Origin of the sequence: Devosia marina, assembly GCF_009758415.1 — a bacterium.
Classification (GTDB): Bacteria; Pseudomonadota; Alphaproteobacteria; order Rhizobiales; family Devosiaceae; genus Devosia; species Devosia marina.
This window is the reverse complement of record NZ_WQRF01000005.1, coordinates 103,651-121,497: the sequence shown is the minus strand read 5'-3', so window position 1 is coordinate 121,497 and position 17,847 is coordinate 103,651. Positions and strand designations below refer to the sequence as shown.

At 62.7% G+C, this 17,847-nt stretch carries 21 protein-coding genes; 14 read left to right on the top strand and 7 right to left on the bottom strand.

Annotation, left to right across the window (positions count from 1 at the left end; translation table 11 throughout):
• Positions 1 to 75 precede the first annotated feature (75 nt).
• From GO014_RS15115 to GO014_RS15095, 5 genes are all read left to right on the top strand, one after another.
• Positions 76 to 1,122 carry an aromatic ring-hydroxylating dioxygenase subunit alpha gene (locus GO014_RS15115; protein WP_157291133.1) on the top strand — a complete coding sequence of 349 codons (1,047 nt, stop codon included), beginning with the start codon at positions 76 to 78 and terminating at the stop codon, positions 1,120 to 1,122.
• A complete protein-coding gene (locus GO014_RS15110; RefSeq protein WP_116589877.1) occupies positions 1,119 to 1,853 on the top strand; it encodes a GntR family transcriptional regulator in 735 nt (244 codons plus the stop codon). Before GO014_RS15115 ends, GO014_RS15110 begins: the two co-directional genes overlap by 4 nt.
• A gap of 4 nt (positions 1,854 to 1,857) precedes the next feature.
• Entirely contained in the window at positions 1,858 to 2,826 is a 969-nt protein-coding gene (locus tag GO014_RS15105) for a PDR/VanB family oxidoreductase (protein WP_157291132.1), read from the top strand.
• A complete protein-coding gene (locus GO014_RS15100) occupies positions 2,807 to 3,325 on the top strand; it encodes a hypothetical protein (protein ID WP_157291131.1) in 519 nt (172 codons plus the stop codon). Before GO014_RS15105 ends, GO014_RS15100 begins: the two co-directional genes overlap by 20 nt.
• A gap of 212 nt (positions 3,326 to 3,537) precedes the next feature.
• Complete coding sequence (locus tag GO014_RS15095; protein WP_116589879.1) at positions 3,538 to 3,951, top strand: hypothetical protein; 414 nt, start codon at positions 3,538 to 3,540, stop codon at positions 3,949 to 3,951.
• Positions 3,952 to 4,335: 384 nt separating this feature from the next.
• Here the strand turns inward: GO014_RS15095 and GO014_RS15090 are convergent, their stop codons facing one another.
• The gene (locus GO014_RS15090) at positions 4,336 to 5,730 is read right to left on the bottom strand and encodes an L-serine ammonia-lyase (RefSeq protein ID WP_157291130.1); all 1,395 of its coding nucleotides are present in this window, start codon (positions 5,728 to 5,730) and stop codon (positions 4,336 to 4,338) included.
• Between the two features lie 142 nt (positions 5,731 to 5,872).
• Between GO014_RS15090 and GO014_RS15085 the strand changes: the two genes are divergently transcribed.
• The 3 genes from GO014_RS15085 (at position 5,873) to GO014_RS15075 (ending at position 9,404) form a co-directional block, all read left to right on the top strand.
• On the top strand, positions 5,873 to 6,460 hold the full coding sequence (locus tag GO014_RS15085; RefSeq protein ID WP_116590120.1) for an alpha/beta hydrolase: 588 nt from the start codon (positions 5,873 to 5,875) through the stop codon (positions 6,458 to 6,460).
• 82 nt (positions 6,461 to 6,542) lie between these two features.
• The gene (locus GO014_RS15080; protein WP_116589881.1) at positions 6,543 to 8,300 is read left to right on the top strand and encodes a sensor domain-containing diguanylate cyclase; all 1,758 of its coding nucleotides are present in this window, start codon (positions 6,543 to 6,545) and stop codon (positions 8,298 to 8,300) included.
• A gap of 51 nt (positions 8,301 to 8,351) precedes the next feature.
• Complete coding sequence (locus GO014_RS15075) at positions 8,352 to 9,404, top strand: DUF3298 domain-containing protein (protein ID WP_157291129.1); 1,053 nt, start codon at positions 8,352 to 8,354, stop codon at positions 9,402 to 9,404.
• On the opposite strand, the gene GO014_RS15070 is transcribed toward GO014_RS15075, so the two are convergent.
• On the bottom strand, positions 9,401 to 9,697 hold the full coding sequence (locus GO014_RS15070; protein ID WP_116589883.1) for a GNAT family N-acetyltransferase: 297 nt from the start codon (positions 9,695 to 9,697) through the stop codon (positions 9,401 to 9,403). The two genes, GO014_RS15075 and GO014_RS15070, sit on opposite strands and share 4 nt — an antisense overlap.
• A 23-nt stretch (positions 9,698 to 9,720) precedes the next feature.
• Entirely contained in the window at positions 9,721 to 10,287 is a 567-nt protein-coding gene (locus GO014_RS15065; protein ID WP_157291128.1) for a tetratricopeptide repeat protein, read from the bottom strand.
• A 126-nt stretch (positions 10,288 to 10,413) separates the two neighbouring features.
• Here GO014_RS15065 and GO014_RS15060 point away from each other — a divergent pair, with 126 nt between their 5' ends.
• Positions 10,414 to 10,800: a RidA family protein gene (locus GO014_RS15060; RefSeq protein WP_165836914.1), complete on the top strand. Its 387-nt coding sequence runs from the start codon at positions 10,414 to 10,416 to the stop codon at positions 10,798 to 10,800.
• Here the strand turns inward: GO014_RS15060 and nadA are convergent.
• Complete coding sequence (nadA, locus tag GO014_RS15055; protein WP_157291127.1) at positions 10,797 to 11,864, bottom strand: quinolinate synthase NadA; 1,068 nt, start codon at positions 11,862 to 11,864, stop codon at positions 10,797 to 10,799. The genes GO014_RS15060 and nadA overlap by 4 nt on opposite strands.
• A gap of 202 nt (positions 11,865 to 12,066) precedes the next feature.
• Here nadA and eda point away from each other — a divergent pair, with 202 nt between their 5' ends.
• From eda to GO014_RS15030, 5 genes are all read left to right on the top strand, one after another.
• Positions 12,067 to 12,702, top strand: coding sequence for a bifunctional 4-hydroxy-2-oxoglutarate aldolase/2-dehydro-3-deoxy-phosphogluconate aldolase (gene eda / locus GO014_RS15050; protein WP_116590122.1), 636 nt, complete (start codon positions 12,067 to 12,069; stop codon positions 12,700 to 12,702).
• Between the two features lie 174 nt (positions 12,703 to 12,876).
• Positions 12,877 to 13,272, top strand: coding sequence for an endonuclease domain-containing protein (locus GO014_RS15045; protein ID WP_246204654.1), 396 nt, complete (start codon positions 12,877 to 12,879; stop codon positions 13,270 to 13,272).
• A gap of 61 nt (positions 13,273 to 13,333) precedes the next feature.
• Positions 13,334 to 14,035, top strand: a complete 702-nt coding sequence (modA, locus tag GO014_RS15040; protein WP_157291126.1) for a molybdate ABC transporter substrate-binding protein — start codon at positions 13,334 to 13,336, stop codon at positions 14,033 to 14,035.
• Complete coding sequence (modB, locus tag GO014_RS15035; protein WP_157291125.1) at positions 14,035 to 14,721, top strand: molybdate ABC transporter permease subunit; 687 nt, start codon at positions 14,035 to 14,037, stop codon at positions 14,719 to 14,721. The genes modA and modB overlap by 1 nt, the downstream gene beginning before the upstream one ends.
• Positions 14,722 to 14,897: 176 nt before the next feature.
• Entirely contained in the window at positions 14,898 to 16,070 is a 1,173-nt protein-coding gene (locus tag GO014_RS15030; protein WP_157291156.1) for an alpha-hydroxy acid oxidase, read from the top strand.
• Here the strand turns inward: GO014_RS15030 and GO014_RS15025 are convergent.
• The 3 genes from GO014_RS15025 to GO014_RS15015 are packed head-to-tail and all read right to left on the bottom strand — an operon-like array spanning position 16,067 to position 17,797.
• A complete protein-coding gene (locus GO014_RS15025; RefSeq protein ID WP_157291124.1) occupies positions 16,067 to 16,870 on the bottom strand; it encodes an anti-sigma factor family protein in 804 nt (267 codons plus the stop codon). The two genes, GO014_RS15030 and GO014_RS15025, sit on opposite strands and share 4 nt — an antisense overlap.
• Complete coding sequence (locus GO014_RS15020; RefSeq protein ID WP_343030982.1) at positions 16,867 to 17,373, bottom strand: sigma-70 family RNA polymerase sigma factor; 507 nt, start codon at positions 17,371 to 17,373, stop codon at positions 16,867 to 16,869. Before GO014_RS15020 ends, GO014_RS15025 begins: the two co-directional genes overlap by 4 nt.
• A gap of 31 nt (positions 17,374 to 17,404) precedes the next feature.
• Positions 17,405 to 17,797, bottom strand: a complete 393-nt coding sequence (locus GO014_RS15015) for a COG4315 family predicted lipoprotein (RefSeq protein ID WP_157291123.1) — start codon at positions 17,795 to 17,797, stop codon at positions 17,405 to 17,407.
• Between the last annotated feature and the right edge of the window lie 50 nt (positions 17,798 to 17,847).

The following is a 17,847-nucleotide window of genomic DNA, read 5'->3' as shown; positions in this document are numbered from 1 at the left end:
GGTTTGGCAATGGCCATCTTGATTTCTGTATACAGTTAGTATTTTTTAGATGGAAACAGGAGGAGGACCTGGATCATGGCTGGCCCCACTTTTCCGCTCAACGCGTGGTATGCGATTGCCTGGGATGTCGAGGTGAAGCGCGATTTGCTGGCGCGCACTATCTGCAACAAGCCCGTCGTTCTCTATAGAAAGCAGGATGGAACGGCGGTTGCGCTGGCCGATGCCTGCTGGCACCGGCTGTTGCCGCTCTCGATGGGCGAGCTTTACGGCGACAATGTCATTTGCGGCTATCATGGCCTGGAATTCGACGATACCGGACGGTGTGTATACATGCCGTCGCAGGACACCATCAATCCGTCAGCCTGCGTCAAATCCTATCCGCTGGTCGAGCGACACCGTTTCGTCTGGCTCTGGATGGGCGATCCGGCGCTGGCCGATCCCGACCTGGTGCCGGATCTGCACTGGAACCAGGACCCGAACTGGGCCGCGGATGGCAAATATATCCACGCCAAGTGCGATTATCGCCTGGTGGTGGACAATCTGATGGACCTGACGCACGAGACCTATGTGCATGGTTCGTCCATCGGCAATCGCGCCGTGGCCGAGGCACCGTTCAAGGCGACCCATACTGACCGCACCGCCACGATCACCCGCTGGATGAAGGATATCGACGCGCCGCCCTTCTGGCGTGGTCAGCTCGGCAAGCCGGGCAATGTGGACCGCTGGCAGATCATCAATTTCCAGGCGCCCTCGACCATTGCCATCGATGTGGGTGTGGCCCCCACCGGGACCGGCGCGCCGGAAGGCGACCGCAGCCAGGGCGTCAATGGTTTCGTGCTCAACACCATGACGCCGGAAACCGACAAGACCTGTCATTATTTCTGGGCCTTTGCGCGCAACTACAAGCTTGATGAGCAGGCGCGCACGCATGAACTGCGCGAAGGCGTGTCTTCGATCTTCCGGGAGGATGAGCGGATTCTCGAAGCCCAGCAGAGGGCCATCGACGAAAATCCGGATCACGTCATCTACAACCTTAATATCGATGCCGGCTCGATGTGGGCGCGGCGGCTGATCGACCGCATGATCGAGGAAGAGAACGCCATGCAGGTGGCTGCGGAATGAGCGGCGTGTCCAACCGAGCGGCCCAGTCCCAGCGTGCCCTGATGGGGGTGCGCGACCTGATCGTCTCGGGCGAATTGCGCGCCGGCACCCGGCTGTCGGAGCTGATCCTGGTCGAGCGGCTGGGCATTTCGCGCACACCATTGCGGGCCGCCCTAGCGCAACTGGGGCAGGAGGGGCTGGTTGAGGCCATTCCCTCGGGCGGCTATGCAGTGCGCAGCTTTTCGCGCGAGGAGGTCATCGACGCCATCGAATTGCGCGGAACGCTTGAGGGGTTGGCGCTGCGCCTGGCAGCCGAGCGCGGCGTGGCACCGGCGCGGATGGGCGAGCTGAACCGGCTGCTCGAGGGCATTGACGAGGCGCTCAAGGGCGATGTCGCCGACATGGATTTTGACGGCTATGTCGACCTCAATGCCGCGTTTCACGAAAAGCTCTGGGGGCTGGCCAGCCAGACCATCCGCCGCGAGATCGAGCGGGTGACCAGCCTGCCCTTTGCCTCGCCCAGCGCCTTTCTCGACAAGCAGGCCAATGTCGAGGCCTTCCGCCGCTCGCTTTACGGCGCGCAGACCCAGCACCGGGCGATGGTGGAAGCGATTGGACTGCGTGAGGGCAGCCGCGCCGAGGCGCTGGCGCGCGAACATGCGCGCCTGGCCCGGCAGAACCTGGAATTCGTGCTCGACCAGGATCGCAGTCTCATTCGCCGCGTGCCGGCGCTGTCTCTGGTGGTGGGGTAAGCTCATGCGCAACAAAGTGGAATGGCGGGACGCGAAAGTCGCTGAAATCCGGCAGATTGCCGAGGATGTGCGCTATATCGGCTTTGCCGTGGACGGGATGGTGCCGCGCTTCGATCCCGGCTCGCACAGCAATATCCGGGTCGAGATCGACGGGGAGGCGGCCAACCGCACCTATACGGTCATTCCGGCGCCGCCGGGCCAGATCGCGGTAGCGGTCAAGCTGCATTCGCAGAGCCGGGGCGGCTCACGTTATATGTGGAGCCTCGAAGTGGGGCAGGATGTGCGCCTCACCCTGCCGGAGAACCGGTTTGAGCTGAGCTGGCGGGCCAAGCACTATCTGCTGCTGGCCGGCGGCATCGGGATTACTCCGATTTTTGGCATGGCCAAGGCGCTGGTCGCGCGCGGCGCATCGGTGCGCGTGGTTTATGGGGCGCGGTCGCGCGGCTTGATGGCCTTTGCCGACGAGCTGGAGGCGCTGCTGGGTGACCGATTGATCCTGCGCGACAATTCACAGGGTCAGCATATCGACCTCGCGGCCGAATTTGCGGCCCTGCCGGCCGATGCGGAATGCTATCTCTGCGGCCCCATCGGCATGCTCGAGGCGGCCAAGGCTGCCTGGGCTGAATCGGGACGCCCGGTGAGCCGGCTGCGCTATGAAGTGTTCGGCGATAGCGGGCTGTTTGCTGAAAAGCCGTTCAGCGTGGAAGTGCTCAATCGCGGCACCAGGGTGGCGGTGCGTTCGGACCAATCGCTACTCGATGCACTGATTGGCGCGGGCGTCGAGATGATCCATGATTGTCGGCGCGGCGAGTGTGGGCTGTGCGCCGTGCAGGTGTTGGGAGAGGGCGTCGAGATCGACCATCGCGACGTTTTCTTCAGCGCCGAGGAAAAGGCCGCGGGACACAAGATGTGCGCCTGCGTCTCGCGCCTGACCGAGGGGCACGCGGTGATCGATGTGGGCTATCGGAACTGAACACCTGGCCCATCTGGTTCCGCAGCTCCTCTGCTCGGGCAAGGGCGACCTTCACGCGCCAGGGCGACATCTCTCCACCGGCTTCAACCATACCCTTCGCCGTCACCCTGACGCGCCAGTAGATGCTGGCGGTGGGTTCCATGTAGGTCAGGCCGGCCAATACCATTTCAACGCTCCTGCCGCCGCTTCCGACCATGATCGCGTCCTCGGCAATCTCGTCATCTTGGGTGGTCCATTGATAGACAGGTGGGTCGAGGTCGAGAAGCATCGCCCTGATCGTCTGCTCCATGTCGTCCGCACATTCATCCTCGCGCCGATGTGCAGGTATGCGCTCGATCTCTTCCTGGCGCTTGCGCGGCCGGGTGATCTCTTTGTCTCGCTCGGGGCGATGGTGGGGACGCGGGGCATGGCATCAGCAAAGCATAGGCTTGTTTATGCGGCCACCACGAATGTGGGGTGGCGGTTGTTGTGCGCTCCCGCAACCAAAGAACCCCGGTAACTCAGCCAAGTTGCTGGCCGCGACTTCGAACCAGGTTCTGGCTGAGAAGCGGCCATTGATAGCAATACGGTTGCGTATTACACTTCTGGCGTGGTGTCTGGCTATGCTTGCTCTCAGCAGCAGACATTCACCTCTGCTGGGAAAAATCTGGCCTGCGTAGTGCATTCTCTACACCCGACGACAACAAGTCATCCCAAGGGAGGAAGTTAGAGATGGTTACCAAGAGCATTGCCGGTATTGTATTGGCTGGCACACTTCTATCATCCAGTGCCTACGCAGACGGTCACGGCGGATTGCCGGATCAAAGCGTCTTGCCCTCAGATGTCGTGAAAATCAGCGACGTCGTTCCCATGATGGGAGAGCATTGGGCCAATCCTGCAAATCTGCCGCTCGGGCCAATCTACTGCGTGCACGAGGGCAAGGTTGTCTGCATCGAGTACATGATGTCGCAAGAGGACTTCATGAACGGGACATCATGGACAGAGCTCTCCGGCCTGACCGACCTCCCCTCGATAAATCATGTTGATCTGACGTTCGAAGCCGAAGGGCACGAGGGGTACGAAATTCCCCACTACGACCTGCACATCTACTTCATCTCTCCGGAAGACAAGAAGCAGATCCAATAGCGCGGAGAGCGTTCTGCGCGCCAAGGCCTCGGATGCCAAAAGCGGAACCGTCCATAGCTGACGGTTTCTGAAGCAGCCTCTATGCCGCCATTGAGAATGCACGGCCGGGATTGCTGCGCGCATCCGCACCCAGAAAACCCCAGCAACTCACCGAGTTGCTGGGGGCGCGCCCGTCGCTGCTCGATGCACTGCTCGGGGCAGGCGTGGAGATTGCCGGCGCTGTAAATGCCGGCCGTGTGCCGTGCAGTGCTTGAGGCTTAAAGCTCGGCTATCGCGACATGCTCTTCGGCGACGAGGAAAAGCGGCGGGACACAGGATATGCGCCTCCGCGTCGCGGGCGACCGAGGGCATGCAGTAGTCGATGTGCAGTATCGGAACCGGGCGTCAGCACGCCACGACGTTGACGGCCAGGCCGCCAAGACTGGTTTCCTTGTATTTCTCGTTCATGTCCTGACCGGTCTGGCGCATGGTTTCGACGCAGGCGTCGAGCGGCACGGCGTGGGTGCCGTCACCCTTCAGAGCCAGGGAGGCGGCCGTGACGGCCTTGACGGCGCCAAAGGCGTTGCGCTCGATGCAGGGGATCTGCACCAGCCCGCCGACCGGATCGCAGGTCATGCCCAGATGGTGCTCGAGTGCGATTTCAGCGGCGTTTTCCACCTGCTCGGGCGTGCCACCCAGAATGGCGCAGAGGCCCGCGGCGGCCATGGCGGACGCGGAGCCGACTTCACCCTGACAGCCAACCTCGGCGCCTGAAATCGAGGCGCGATGCTTGATGATGCCGCCAATGGCGGCGGCGGTGAGCAGGAAGTCGCGAATGGCCGTGTCGCCGGTGCCGGCGTTGAACTGGATCGCATAGCGCATGACCGCCGGGATGACGCCGGCAGCGCCATTAGTGGGCGCGGTGACGACACGGCCCCCGGCGGCGTTTTCCTCATTGACCGCCATGGCAAAGACGCTGAGCCAGTCATTGGCGGCCAGCGGGTCGATTTCGTTGCGCTGCCATTTTTGCTGCAAGGTGTCGTATATGGCGGCGGCGCGGCGCTTGACCTTGAGTCCGCCGGGCAATTCGCCGCGCTGGTCGAGGCCGCGGTCGATACAGCCCGACATGGTCTGCCAGATTTCGTCGAGCTGGCGGTCGAGGCGTGAACGGGAGAGGCGGGCTTCCTCGTTGGCGCGTTTCATGGCGGCAATGGACAGGCCCGAACGTTTGGCCATGTCGAGCATTTCGCGTGCATCAGCGAAGGGCCATGGCACGTCTGCCTCGGCGGGAGAGGCGCTGCGCACGGCGTCCAGTTCTTCGGCCGTCACCACAAAGCCGCCGCCAATGGAATAATACACCCGACGCAAAAGGCGCTGGCCATCGCTGTCAAAGGCGCTGAACTGCAGGCCGTTCGGATGGCCCGGCAATGGCGTCTGCTTGTCGAAGACGAGATCGACCGCCGGGCGGAAGCGATAGGCGGGGTGGCCCGGCGGGCTCACGCGGCCGGTTTCGCGGATTTCGGTGATGATGTGGTCCATGGCGTCGGGGTCGACCGTGCGCGGGTCCTCTCCGGCCAGGCCAAGAATAACGGCGCGGTCGCTGCCATGGCCGATGCCGGTAAAGGCGAGCGAGCCATGCAGACTTGCGGTGATGGCGGCGGGACGGGCGCGCGCGGCGCGCGGCCAGTTGCCCGCGGCAAGATCGTCAAGGAAACGGCGCGCAGCCGTCATAGGTCCCATGGTGTGGGAGCTGGACGGGCCGATACCGATCTTGAAGACGTCAAAGACGGACAGGAACATGGCCCATCATAGCCCGATCTGGGCGGCGCGCAATCGGGAGCAGCGGCGCGATTGTTTCGCATTGCTCAACAGTGCGTGGTCCGGCCGGTGCATTGCCCTTCAGGCCGAAAGCTTCAATATCGGGAGGCAAAGGAGTTCTGCCATGTCCAGCTATCAGTTCCGCGCCGATCCTGCCGCCGATGCCACCGCGCCGGTGATCTTTCTGTTTCACGGTACGGGTGGCGACGAAAACCAGTTCTTTGAACTGGCGGGTCAATTGCTACCTGGCGTCAGACGTGTCGCGCCGCGCGGCGATGTCAGCGAACAGGGCGCGCTGCGCTACTTCCGGCGCACCGGGGAGGGCGTCTATGACATGGACGATCTGGCCCAGCGCACCAGGGCGATGACGGAATTCGTGCGGGAACAGGCCGGCTCGGCCTCACGGGTGATCGGGCTGGGCTATTCGAACGGCGCCAATATCCTGGCGTCCATGCAATTTGCCAGTCCCGACCTGTTCGACCAGGCAGTGCTGATGCATCCGCTGATCCCCTTCGCTCCACCGGCGGCGGATTTTTCGGGCCGGCGGGTGCTGATCACGGCCGGGCGACGCGATCCCATCGCCCCGGCCAGCGCGACCCAGGTGCTGGCCGACTACTTCTCCGCCAATGGCGCCGAGACCCAACTGGCCTGGCACGAGGGCGGGCACGAACTGCGGCAGGACGAATTGGCGGCGATCCAAGCTTTCCTCTAAATTGCGCGCAGACTTGCCAAAGCGTTAACAGCTTTTTGAGGCGTTTGCGGGCAGGTTGACGCCAGTTGGTGTCAATAGCCGGATGAGGGCGGCCATTTTCAACTTTGGGCGTCGCATAGCCGATACTCTCTCGCTGAGGGTTCTGATTTTCCTGGCTCTGGGCTTTGGCGCAGTGGCTGTGCCGGCCTATTTTGCCTTCAACTGGGTGATCAATTCGACGGTCATCCAGCTCGGCACGCTGTTTGCCGAAAAGCAGGTGCTTTATGACCGCCATCGGGGTCTGGGGGCGCTGGTGCGTGAAGTGTCTCTGGCCGAAACGCTGGCGGGCAGCCAGGCCATTCGCGACTGGGCGCTGGATGAGGACAATCCGGTGCTGGCGCGGCGCGGCATCGCCGAGCTGGAGCATTTCCGCCAGAATTTTGCCGACCACTCCTATTTCTTCACCATCGACACCTCGGGCAATTACTACTTCAACGACGCGGCCAATGCCTATGCCGGGGATCAGTTGCGCTATGCCGTCGACCCCCAGAACCCGCGCGACGCCTGGTATTTCGCCACCAAGGCGCTGGGTGAGGGCTGCCACCTGAATGTCGACAATGACGCCAATCTGCGCGTCACCAAGGTCTGGATGAACTGCGTCATCCGCGAGGGGCAAAGGGTGCTCGGCGTGCTCGGCACCGGCATCGACCTGACTGACTTCATCCAGGAAGTGGTCAACGTGCCCCAGCGCGGCGTGCTCTCCATGTTTGTCGACCGGCGGGGCCAGGTGCAGGCCCATCGCGACGAAAATCTGGTGAGCCTTGCCAGCCTCTCCGCGGAAATGAGTGACAAGCGCAGCGTTTATTCCCTCGTCGACGGGCCGGAAGACAAGGCGGTGCTGCAGCGCCTGTTTGAAAGCGTCACCGGCGAGGCGGCGTTGGCGCAGTCCGCCTTTGTCACCATTGATGGCAAGCAGACGCTGGTGGGTGTGGGGTATCTTGACAAGCTCGGCTGGTACAATGTGACGCTGATGGACCTCGACGCCATCATCGACCGGCGATTGTTCCTGCCCATCGGGTTGTTGCTGGTTGCAGTAATGGCGCTGGTGACGGGGCTGGCGATGTTCGTGTTCAAGCGGGCTGTCCTCGACCGGGTCAAGGCACTTGAAGGCGTTGTCCGCAGCGCCCGGGGCGGCGATTACGGGCCGGCGCTCAGCATGGGCACGGGCGCGCAGGACGAGATCGGGCGGCTGGCCGCCAGCTTTACCGAAATGGCGGCCGCGGTTGACGACAATACGCGGCTTCTGGAGGCGCGGGTGCGCGAGCGGACCCGTGAGCTGGAGCAATTGGCGTTCAAGGACGGACAAACCGGCATTCTCAACCGGCGCGGTTTCCAGGCGGCTCATGCCGATGCCAGCCGATCGGGCGCCTATGGCCTGTTGCTGGTTGATATCGACCGCTTCAAGGCGACCAATGACACCTATGGCCATGCGGCCGGCGATACAGTGGTGTGCGAAGTTGCGCGGCGCATTGCCGGCGCGCTCGGGCCGAAGGACAGTTGCGCGCGCTGGGGCGGCGACGAGTTCATCGTGCTGTTGCCCGAATGCGATCCGGAACGGCTGCGCAGCATGGCCCATGCGGTGATGCTGGCCATTGATGAAAATCCCGTGCGCATCGAGGAGGCGCGGGACATTGCTGTTTCAGTCAGTGCCGGCGCCTGTCTGGCGGAGGCCGGAGACGGCCTGGAGATTGCCACCGACATGGCAGACACCGCGCTCTACATGGCCAAGGCGCGCGGCCGCAACATGGTCGTGGTGTTCGACGCCGAGTTGATGCAGCCGCCGCACAGTGCACGAGGGTGACGTGCGGCAAATCTGACGATATCGTCAGCCTGCCGCATCCCAGGAGCAGATATGAACCGCATCCTTTCTCCGCTTCTCGCCGTCGCGTTGGGACTGATTGCCGGGCCGGGCGCGGCAAGTGCTGCCAGCTTTGATTGCGCCAAGGCCGCAACCCCATTCGAAGAGGCGATCTGCGCCGATCCGGACCTGTCGCTGGCCGATGAACGACTGGCCAAGACCTATGCCACCGCCAGCGGCGGCTTGTCCGAGCAGGCGCTGAGCCAATTGCGCGCCAGCCAGCGGGATTGGCTGGATTATGCGCGGCGCGCCTGTACGCGCAATGCCGAAGCGCTGACCAGCGGCGCATATGACGAACGCGGGCTTTATTGTCTCAACGATCTGTTCAACAGCCGCAGCCGCGTGCTTGAGACGAGCCGGATGATCGACGGAATGCGGGTCTATCCTGACGCCCGCTACACTGCGTTGCCCGACCCCTATGAGGCGGAGAATCCTGATTCCAACTGGCCAGTGGCGCAACACGAACTGGCCGTGGTGCAGATCGATGATGAGGCAGGGTTCGCAAGAGAATTCAACGCCCTGGTGACGGCGGAAGGGCAGTCCATCTCTGGCGGGTTCGGCGAAGAGGGCGGTCCCGAAAGCGTCGAGAACGACAGCTCCAGCGATTCAACCAATACCATCACGCTCAAGGATGTATCTGGCAATCGCCTGTCGCTGGAGGTGAATACCTATTGGTACGGGCATGGCGCCGCACATGGCAATTATACCATCACTTACCGGCATTTTGTGAAAGACGAGACGCGCTGGCTGGAGGCCAAGGATGTCTTTGCCGGCAAGGGGTGGAAGAAAAAGCTGCTCGACATGGTCCTCACGGCCGCCAAGGCCGAGCATGGTGATGCGCTCTGGCTCGACAGTCCTGATGATCTGGTCGAGGTGGTTACCGATCCGGATCGGTGGGCGCTGTCCGACCCCTATGGTCTGGTGGTGCAGTTTCAGCCCTATGAAATCTCGGCCTATGCCTATGGTGCTCCAACCGCCCGGGTGAGTTGGGAAGCGCTGGCGCCCATCCTGGCGGATACGGCCGATCGATACCGCTTCGGCTACTAAGCCAGCAAATCCCGCCATTCTGGGTGACGGCGGAACTGCGCCACCACATAGGAGCACACGGGGGTGATCTTGAAGCCCTGCTCGCGGGCATCGGCGATCGAGGCCTTGACCAGTTGCAATGCGATGCCGCGTCCTTCGAAATCGGGTGGCACGCCGGTGTGATCGATGATCATCGGTCCGTCGCCGGTCTTGCTATAGGTCATTTCCGCTTCGGCGCCGGGGGCGAGGCGTATGAAATAACGACCGCGCGTCGGGCCCTGCTCGTGATGAATGGTGTGGTCGCCATCACTCATGGTGTCGTCTGTCCTATTCGGGTTCAGCTGCGAATGGGGGGCGGGCCCAGTTCGGGAAACAAGGCGCGTTCTGCGAGGAAAGGATGGATATCGAGCGCCTGCGTGATCGCTTCAAGGGCCAGCTCGCGCTTTCCCTGGGCTTGATAGATCAGGGCACGGCCGGAAAGGGCGCCAAAATGGCGCGGTTCGCGCTTGAGCGTCTCGGCAATATCGGACAGCGACTTCTCATAGGCGCCATTGAGAAAGTGTGCTGTCGCGCGCAGGTTCCAGCCCTCGGCATAGTCGGGATAGTCGGCAACCAGCGCATCAATCAGGGGAAGCTGGCTGGCCGGCCCGGCAAAGCCCCCCGCCGTCATGATTTCGGACACCCGCGCGTCGAGCACTGGATCATCGGGATGAATCCAAATCTGCCAGATATCGTTGGCTATGGTGCGGGCGGCTTGTGCGTCGGTTGAGGCGGAGAGCTGGGAGAAGAGCCTATCCAGCTGGGCGGACTGTGCCTGGCTTTGGCCATAGGGCTGGGCCAGGCCGGGGGTGATAGGCGCCGGGGCCAGCAGCAGTGCAGCAAAAACCAGTCGGTGTATGCTCATGGCAAGAACAAGTCTGACCGGTTCAACGGGCCGGGGCAAGCCTGCTCACGGGTGGTTGACAGGAGGCCATGGCACAGGCTCGTTTGCGGGTCTGATCCGCAGAAGGTTACGCTGCCCATGAGTGAACTGCTCTATCACATGATTTCCGCCGGCCCCCGCCCCGTTGCGCCGTTCAGCCATGCGGTCGAAACCGATGGCTTTGTCTTTATCACCGGGCAGATGCCAACCGACCCGGCGGCGCCTGATGCGCCCCTGCCAGAGGGTATCGAGGCCCAGACGGCGCGGGTGATGGACAATTTGAAGATCGTGCTCGATGGGATCGGGCTGGGGCTCGAGCATGTGACCATGGCCCGGATCTATCTCACCCAGTTCGAGCGGGACTATGCAGCGCTTAACGCGCTGTGGCCGACATTCTTTGAACCAGGAAAACTGCCCGCGCGGACGACCATCGGGGTCACAGCGCTGGCCGTGGGGGCGCTGGTGGAGATCGATCTGATCGCCAAGCGGCCCTAGTCGCCCTTGCGGCTCAGCTCGATCATCCGTTCGACGGCCAGCCGGGCCGGGGCGATGATCTCCTCTGGGATGGTGACTTCCTCCGTGCCGGTGTGTAGCGACCAGAGCACGTTTTCGAGATTGATGCGCTTCATGTGCGGGCAGATATTGCAGCCGCGCAGGAAGTCGACGCCGGTGGTTTCGCTGGCCACGTTGTCGGACATGGAGCATTCGGTGACCATGACCACGCGAGGCGGCTTGGTGGTCTTGACCCAGTCGATCATGGCGGCGGTAGAGCCGGCAAAATCGACCGCGTCGATCACCTCGGGCGGGCATTCGGGATGGGCAATGATCTTGGCCGTGGGATAGGCGTGGCGGAGCTCGGAAATGTCTTCGGCGGTGAAGGTCTCGTGGACCTCGCAGGCGCCGGCCCAGGTGATGATCTTCTTTTTCGTCTTCTTGGCGGTGTTGGCGGCCAGATATTGATCGGGGATCATGATGACCGTGTCGCCTTCGACGCGATTGACGATGTCGAGCGCGTTGGAGGAGGTGCAGCACACGTCGGTGACGGCTTTGACGGCGGCCGATGTGTTCACATAGGTCACGACCGGGGCGCCGGGATATTGTTCGCGCATGGCCACGACATCCTCGGCGGTGATGCTTTCCGAAAGCGAGCAGCCGGCCCGGCTATCGGGGATCAGCACCGTCTTTTCGGGGTTCAGCAGTTTTGAAGTCTCGGCCATGAAGTGCACGCCGCATTGCACGATGACCGACTGGGTGACCTTGGTGGCCTCCACGGCCAGTTGCAGGCTGTCGCCCACCACATCGGCCACGCCGTGATAGATCTGCGGCGTCTGGTAATTATGGGCCAGAATGACCGCGTCTTTTTCCTTTTTGAGCCGATTGATCTGGAAGATCAGCGGCGCATAAAAGGGCCACTCGATCTCGGGGATCTTGTCCTTGACCCGATCGAAGATCCTGTCGGTGGCGCGCTCGACCGCCTTGGAATATTTCAGGTCAAAGCTGTCGGCCAGAATGGCGCGGGCCTCGGTGAGCGGTGTCACCGCATTGATCGTCTGCACCATGATGGGCCTCCCGTCGCATCTTCCGGCTTTCAGGAAAAGTGGGCGTCACTTTTGCTGCTTGAAGGCCCGATAAATGTGTGCGCCTCACAGCGCGTGGCGGAACCTAGGTATTTTTGACTTTCATTTCAATGAATCGTCTTGCGAGAAATTCGCCATCCGCCTAACCCTCAGACCAGCTTTAGTGCACCGGGAGATCAAAGCCATGCCGCAGGACGCCAACGCCATTCGCTCCATCCTTTCGCTTGCTCCGGTGGTGCCGGTGATCATTCTCGATGATGTGGCCCAGGCGCGGCCGCTGGCCGAAGCGCTGGTCGCCGGCGGATTGCCGGTGCTGGAGGTGACCCTGCGCACGCCCAATGCGCTCAAGGTGATGGAAGAAATGGCGAAGGTGAGCGGGGCGATCGTCGGCTCGGGCACGGTACGCAACGCGGCGCATATGAAGAGTTCGGTGGACGCGGGATGCCGTTTCATGGTGTCGCCCGGTGCCTCGCCGCGCCTGCTCGATGCGGCCGAGGATGTGGCCATTCCCTTGCTTCCCGGCATTGGCACGCCGACCGAGGCGATGGCGGCAGCCGAGCGCGGCTACAGCTTCCTCAAATTCTTCCCCGCCGAAGCGCTGGGCGGTGCTCCCGTACTCAAGGCGTTCGCCTCGCCGCTGCCCGATATCACCTTCTGCCCAACGGGCGGCATCGATCCGGCCAAGGCGAAGACTTATCTGGCGCTGCCCAATGTGATCTGCGTAGGGGGCTCCTGGATCATGCCTGCAGATGCGCTGGCGAGCGGTGATTTTGCGCGGATCGAGGCGCTGGCCAAGGAAGCGAGTGCGCTGGGGGGGTAGGTTGGGCAGAGCTCGGTATCGGAGCAAGTTGGAGCGTCCGAGTCTGAATGTGTGGGCGTCCCTTCCCAATTTCCCCGTCAAGGGAGGAGATGCTGCTTCGGTATTGGCCATGATATTGTGGCACGCACAGTGCGACACCCTCCCCCTTGCGGGGAGGGCTGGGGAGGGGGTCTGTTGAGCAAGCAGCTTCGCCGAAAACTGCGGGCAAACCCAACAATGGCCGAGCGCGTCTTCTGGCGGGCCATCTATGGGCTCCGGACCAATGGTTGGCACTTCCGGAAGCAGGTTGAGATTGGTCCCTATTTTGTTGACTTCGCGTGTCTCCATGCCGGGCTGGTCGTTGAGATCGACGGCGACACGCACGGGCAACCTGTCGTGCAACGCAATGACGCGACGCGAGATCAGTATCTAGCGGATCGTGGGTTTCAGGTTCTGCGATTTTCGAACAATGATGTGCTGACAAATCGGGAGGGCGTCTATCACGCGATCGTTGCCGTATTGGAACGGCGCTCGGGCAATCATCGCGCGAGCCCCCCTCCCCAACCCTCCCCGCAAGGGGGAGGGTGCTGAGCCGGTTGTAGCGGTGGCTCGGAGCACCAAGACAAACGTCCCTAGTATCGTATTTCTTGCTTTGCTCACGCTATCGGGTGGTGTGGTCCCCGTCGGGGCCGAGACCGCCCATGTTGCCGTGGCTGCCAACTTCACCGCGGTAGCAGAAGAACTGGCGGCGCTGTTCGAGGCTGAGGCGGGCCATGAGGCGGTTCTCAGCTTTGGCGCGACCGGGCAGCTTTATGCGCAGATCAGCCAGGCGGCACCGTTTGATGTGTTCCTGGCCGCCGATACGGCGCGTGCGGAGAGGGCGATCGCTGAAGGGTTGGCGGTCGCGGATAGCTTCTTTGTTTATGCCGAGGGGCGACTGGCGCTTTACGGGCCCGGTCTGGACGCCGAGCCAACGCTTCTTTCCGGCGACTTCTCCAGGATCGCCATCGCGGAGCCGGATGCGGCACCCTACGGGCAGGCGGCGGTAGAAACGCTGGACGCGCTGGGGCTTTATGACGCCATCGCAGCCAGGCTGGTCACCGGCGCGAACATCTCGCAGACGTTGCAATTTGTCGAAAGCGGTAATGCCGAGCTGGGATTTGTCGCGGCCAGCCAGGTGCTGGGCAAGGACGACATCTGGCTGGTGCCAGCGGCACTACACGGGCCTATCGCGCAGGGGGCCGCGCTGCTCAACCGGGGCGCGGACAATCCGGCAGCGCTGGCTTTTCTGGACTTTTTGCGGAGTGATGCAGCAGTAGCGGTGATCGAGGCGTCGGGATATTCTGTCCCCTGATGGACCTCAACCCACTGATCTCACCAATCCTTCTGACATTGGCCTTGGCGCTTTGCGTCACAGTGATCCTGATCGTGGTTGCGACTCCCATTGCCTGGTGGCTGGCGCATGGGCGGGGGCGGGGGCGCGAAGCGGTGGGCGCGCTGGTGACGTTGCCACTGGTGCTGCCGCCCACGGTGCTGGGGTTCTATTTGTTGCTGGCGCTGGGGCCAAACGGGCCGGGCGGCTGGTTGGCTGGCTTGTGGGGTGCGCGGACGCTGGCCTTTTCCTTTGCCGGCCTGGTGATCGGCTCGGTGATCGCCTCGCTGCCCTTCATGGTGCAGCCGCTGCGCAATGCCTTTGCCGCCATCGAAACCGAAGTGCTGGAAGTGGCCGACACGCTGGGCGCTTCCCGCTCGCAGCGGTTTATCCGCATTGCGCTGCCGCTGGCGCGCCCAGGCTATCTGGTGGGCGCCATCATGGCCTTTGCCCACACGATGGGCGAGTTTGGCGTGGTGCTGATGATCGGTGGCAATATTCCAGGCCAGACCAAGGTGCTCTCCATTGCCATTTACGACTTTGTCGAGCGGCTCGACTGGGACAAGGCGCATGTGCTGGCCGGCGCCATGGTGCTGTTCGGCTTCGTGACGATATATTCGACCCTCGTGGTGGGGCGGGGAAGGAGGGGCGGTGACGCCGCGCGATGAACTGCACCCCTCCACACTCCCCCGAAACAGGGGAAGGGGCTGATAAGGCGGGTTCGTGGCCTTCTCGCCTTAAATCTCTCCGTAGGAGAGATTTGGCCCAAGGCACGGCTTGAAGACTAACATGTTAGTTGCTAGAGCAAGCCGGAAACCACACCGGAGCGCCGCTTATGACCGCCATGGACAAGGTCCTTACCGTTGATGAAATGAAGCGGCTGGCTCATCGGCGTGTGCCAAAGATGTTCTTCGAATATGCCGATAGCGGGTCCTATACCGAGGGGACCTATCGCGAGAACGAGAGCGATTTTGGCAAGATCAAGCTCAATCAAAAGGTGGCGGTGAACCTTGAGGGGCGCAATCTCAAGGTCAAGATGCTGGGCCAGGAGATCGCCATGCCCGTGGCGATCGCGCCGGCCGCAACCGGCGGCATGCAGACAGCCGATGGCGAGATCAAGGCGGCCAAGGCAGCGGAAAAGTTTGGCATCCCCTTTTCGCTCTCCACCATGAGCGTGTGCTCGATCGAGGATATTGCCGAAAACACTTCGGCGCCGTTCTGGTTCCAGCTCTATGTGATGCGCGACCGCGACTTCATTAATCGCCTTATTGACCGGGCCAAGGCGGCGAAGTGCTCGGCGCTGGTGCTGACGATGGATCTGCAGATCCTCGGGCAGCGGCACCGGGACATCAAGAACGGGCTGGCGACGCCACCCAAGTTCACGCCATATTCGGTCTGGCAGATGATGCAGCATCCGCTCTGGTGCCTGCGCATGCTGGGCACCAAGCGGCACACATTTCGCAACATCGTGGGTCATGTGGGCGGTGACCATGACTTGGCCTCGCTTTCGGCCTGGACGGCGAGCCAGTTTGATCCGACGCTGAACTGGGGCGACGTCAAATGGATCAAGGAGCGCTTCGGCGGTCCGGTCATCGTCAAGGGCGTGCTTGACGCCGATGATGCGCAGGCGGCGGTGGACAATGGCGCCGATGCCGTCGTGGTCTCCAATCATGGCGGTCGCCAGCTTGATGGCGCACCCTCGACCATTCGCGTGCTGCCGGAGATCGTGGAACGTGTCGGCCACAGGACCGAGGTCTATCTCGATAGCGGTATTCGCAGCGGGCAGGATGTGATCAAGGCGCTGGCCTATGGGGCGAAATCGACCTTTATCGGCCGCCCGATGCTTTATGGGCTCGGTGCGGGTGGTGAGGCGGGTGTGACCCGCGTGCTCGAGATCATCCGCAAGGAGCTCGATACCACCATGGCGCTGTGCGGCGAGCGTGACATTCTCAATGTCGGGTTGCACAATATCTATTCGAACGACATTCCACCGCGCAACGCGCCCAAGCGCGGCTAGATGGGGCGATAGCCGGCGCCCGGCGGCGAAGACGGTGTCAATTGCGCGAAGACGCTGTCGGCGAGGGCTTGCAGGGTCTCGGCGGATTGTGGGCCGACAATGGTGCAGGTGATGGTGGCGCCGGCCCAGTAAAGCGCGTTGTCGCCGCCCAGGCGCACCAGTTCGAGATTGGGGCCATCGATGCCGCTCCTGGGGGTGATGTAGAGCGTCACCCGCTCGCCGGCACTATCCTCATACATCAATTGGGCTGCGCGGCCGCCGGGAATGGCGGGCGCGGGCAGCAGGCGGCCACCGAGAAAACTGAGGCCAGCGGTGGCCAGGTCGGGCATGGCCAGCCCGGTGCCGAGGCGATTGGAGAGCCAGCTTGCCAGATGGTCGGTTTCGGTGCCGGCCACTTCGACGGCGTGGCGGTTTTCGGCGACATAGACCGTGTGGGCGCTGACGGCGTCGGCAATCAGGCGATTGTAGAGAGCGGGAGTGTCGGAGGCGGGGCGCAGCAGCCAGCCGGTGGCGATGCCGATGCCCAATACGCCTACAATCATGGCGGTCCGCGCCACACTCTGCCAACGCCGCCGGGACTGGGTCAGGGCGAGGCGGTGGGCATTGAGGCGAGGCGGGACCGGCTCGGTCGCGACCGGGCCAAACAGGGCATTGATGGCTTCGTTCTGTCGCTGCAATTGCGCCAGCTCGATGGCGGCATCGGGATTGTCGGCCAGCCAGGCGTCGACGGCGGCGCGGGCGTCACCATCGAGCTGGCCGTCGAGATAGGCCATCAGCGTATCGCGGGTGACGTCCATCATTTGACCGACCTCAAGTGCGGTTGCTGGTCCTCACCGGTCGATTGACGCAGACTGGCGCGAGCGCGGCCCAGCCGGCTCATCAGCGTGCCCAGGGGAATATCGAGAATGCCTGCGGCCTCGGCATAGGCCATGCCTTCGAGGGTAACCAGTAGCAGCGTTTCCTTCTGTTCGAGCGGCAGGTCATCGATGGCGCGGGAGAGTTCGGCCAGTGCCAGATGACTGTGTTGCGGCGCCGGCGTGCCCAGATCGGGCAGGCTGTCGGCGTCCAGATGCTTGCCGCGGCGTTGTGCGGTGCGGCGCGCATTGCGATGCAGATTGACGAGGATGGTAAAAAGCCAGGGGCGCATGGGGCCGCTGGGGCGAAACAGGCCCCGGCGGGAAATGGCGCGCTCCAGGCAGTCCTGCACCAGATCATCGGCGTGGTCGATATTGCGCGTGAGCGCGCGGGCATAGCGGCGCAGGGCCGGTACGCAGGCTTCGAGCTCATCGAGAAAATCGACCACGCCAAAGTTATCCGGAGCTAAATCGCCCTATTTATTCAACGGCAAGATGCCAGACGCCGCCGACGCCGTCACCCGTGGTGTCGCCGGGGTTGATGTCCTCGACCCAGTAGTAGAGCGGCATGTCCTTATAGGCCCACATTCTGGTGCCGTCGGTGCGCTCGACGATGGAGAAATCGCCTTCAGCCATGGCTGCGTCATCGGCAAAGAGCGGCGGCCATTTTTCCGCGCAGGTCTCATAGCAATTGGAGACGCCTGGCTCGTCCTTGTCGAAAATATAGAGCGTCATGCCATTGGCATCGGTCAGAACCATCTGGCCGCCAATGTCGGTCGACATGACCGCGCCGCCCAGATATTCGGCGGCCGGAATCGGGGTGGACAGCAAAGCCAGCGCTGCGGCGCCGGCGAGAAGCGAACGGAAATGCATGGGATTATCCCTCCTGTTGACGGACCGCGGTTGCGGGCCCGCTATCAGGA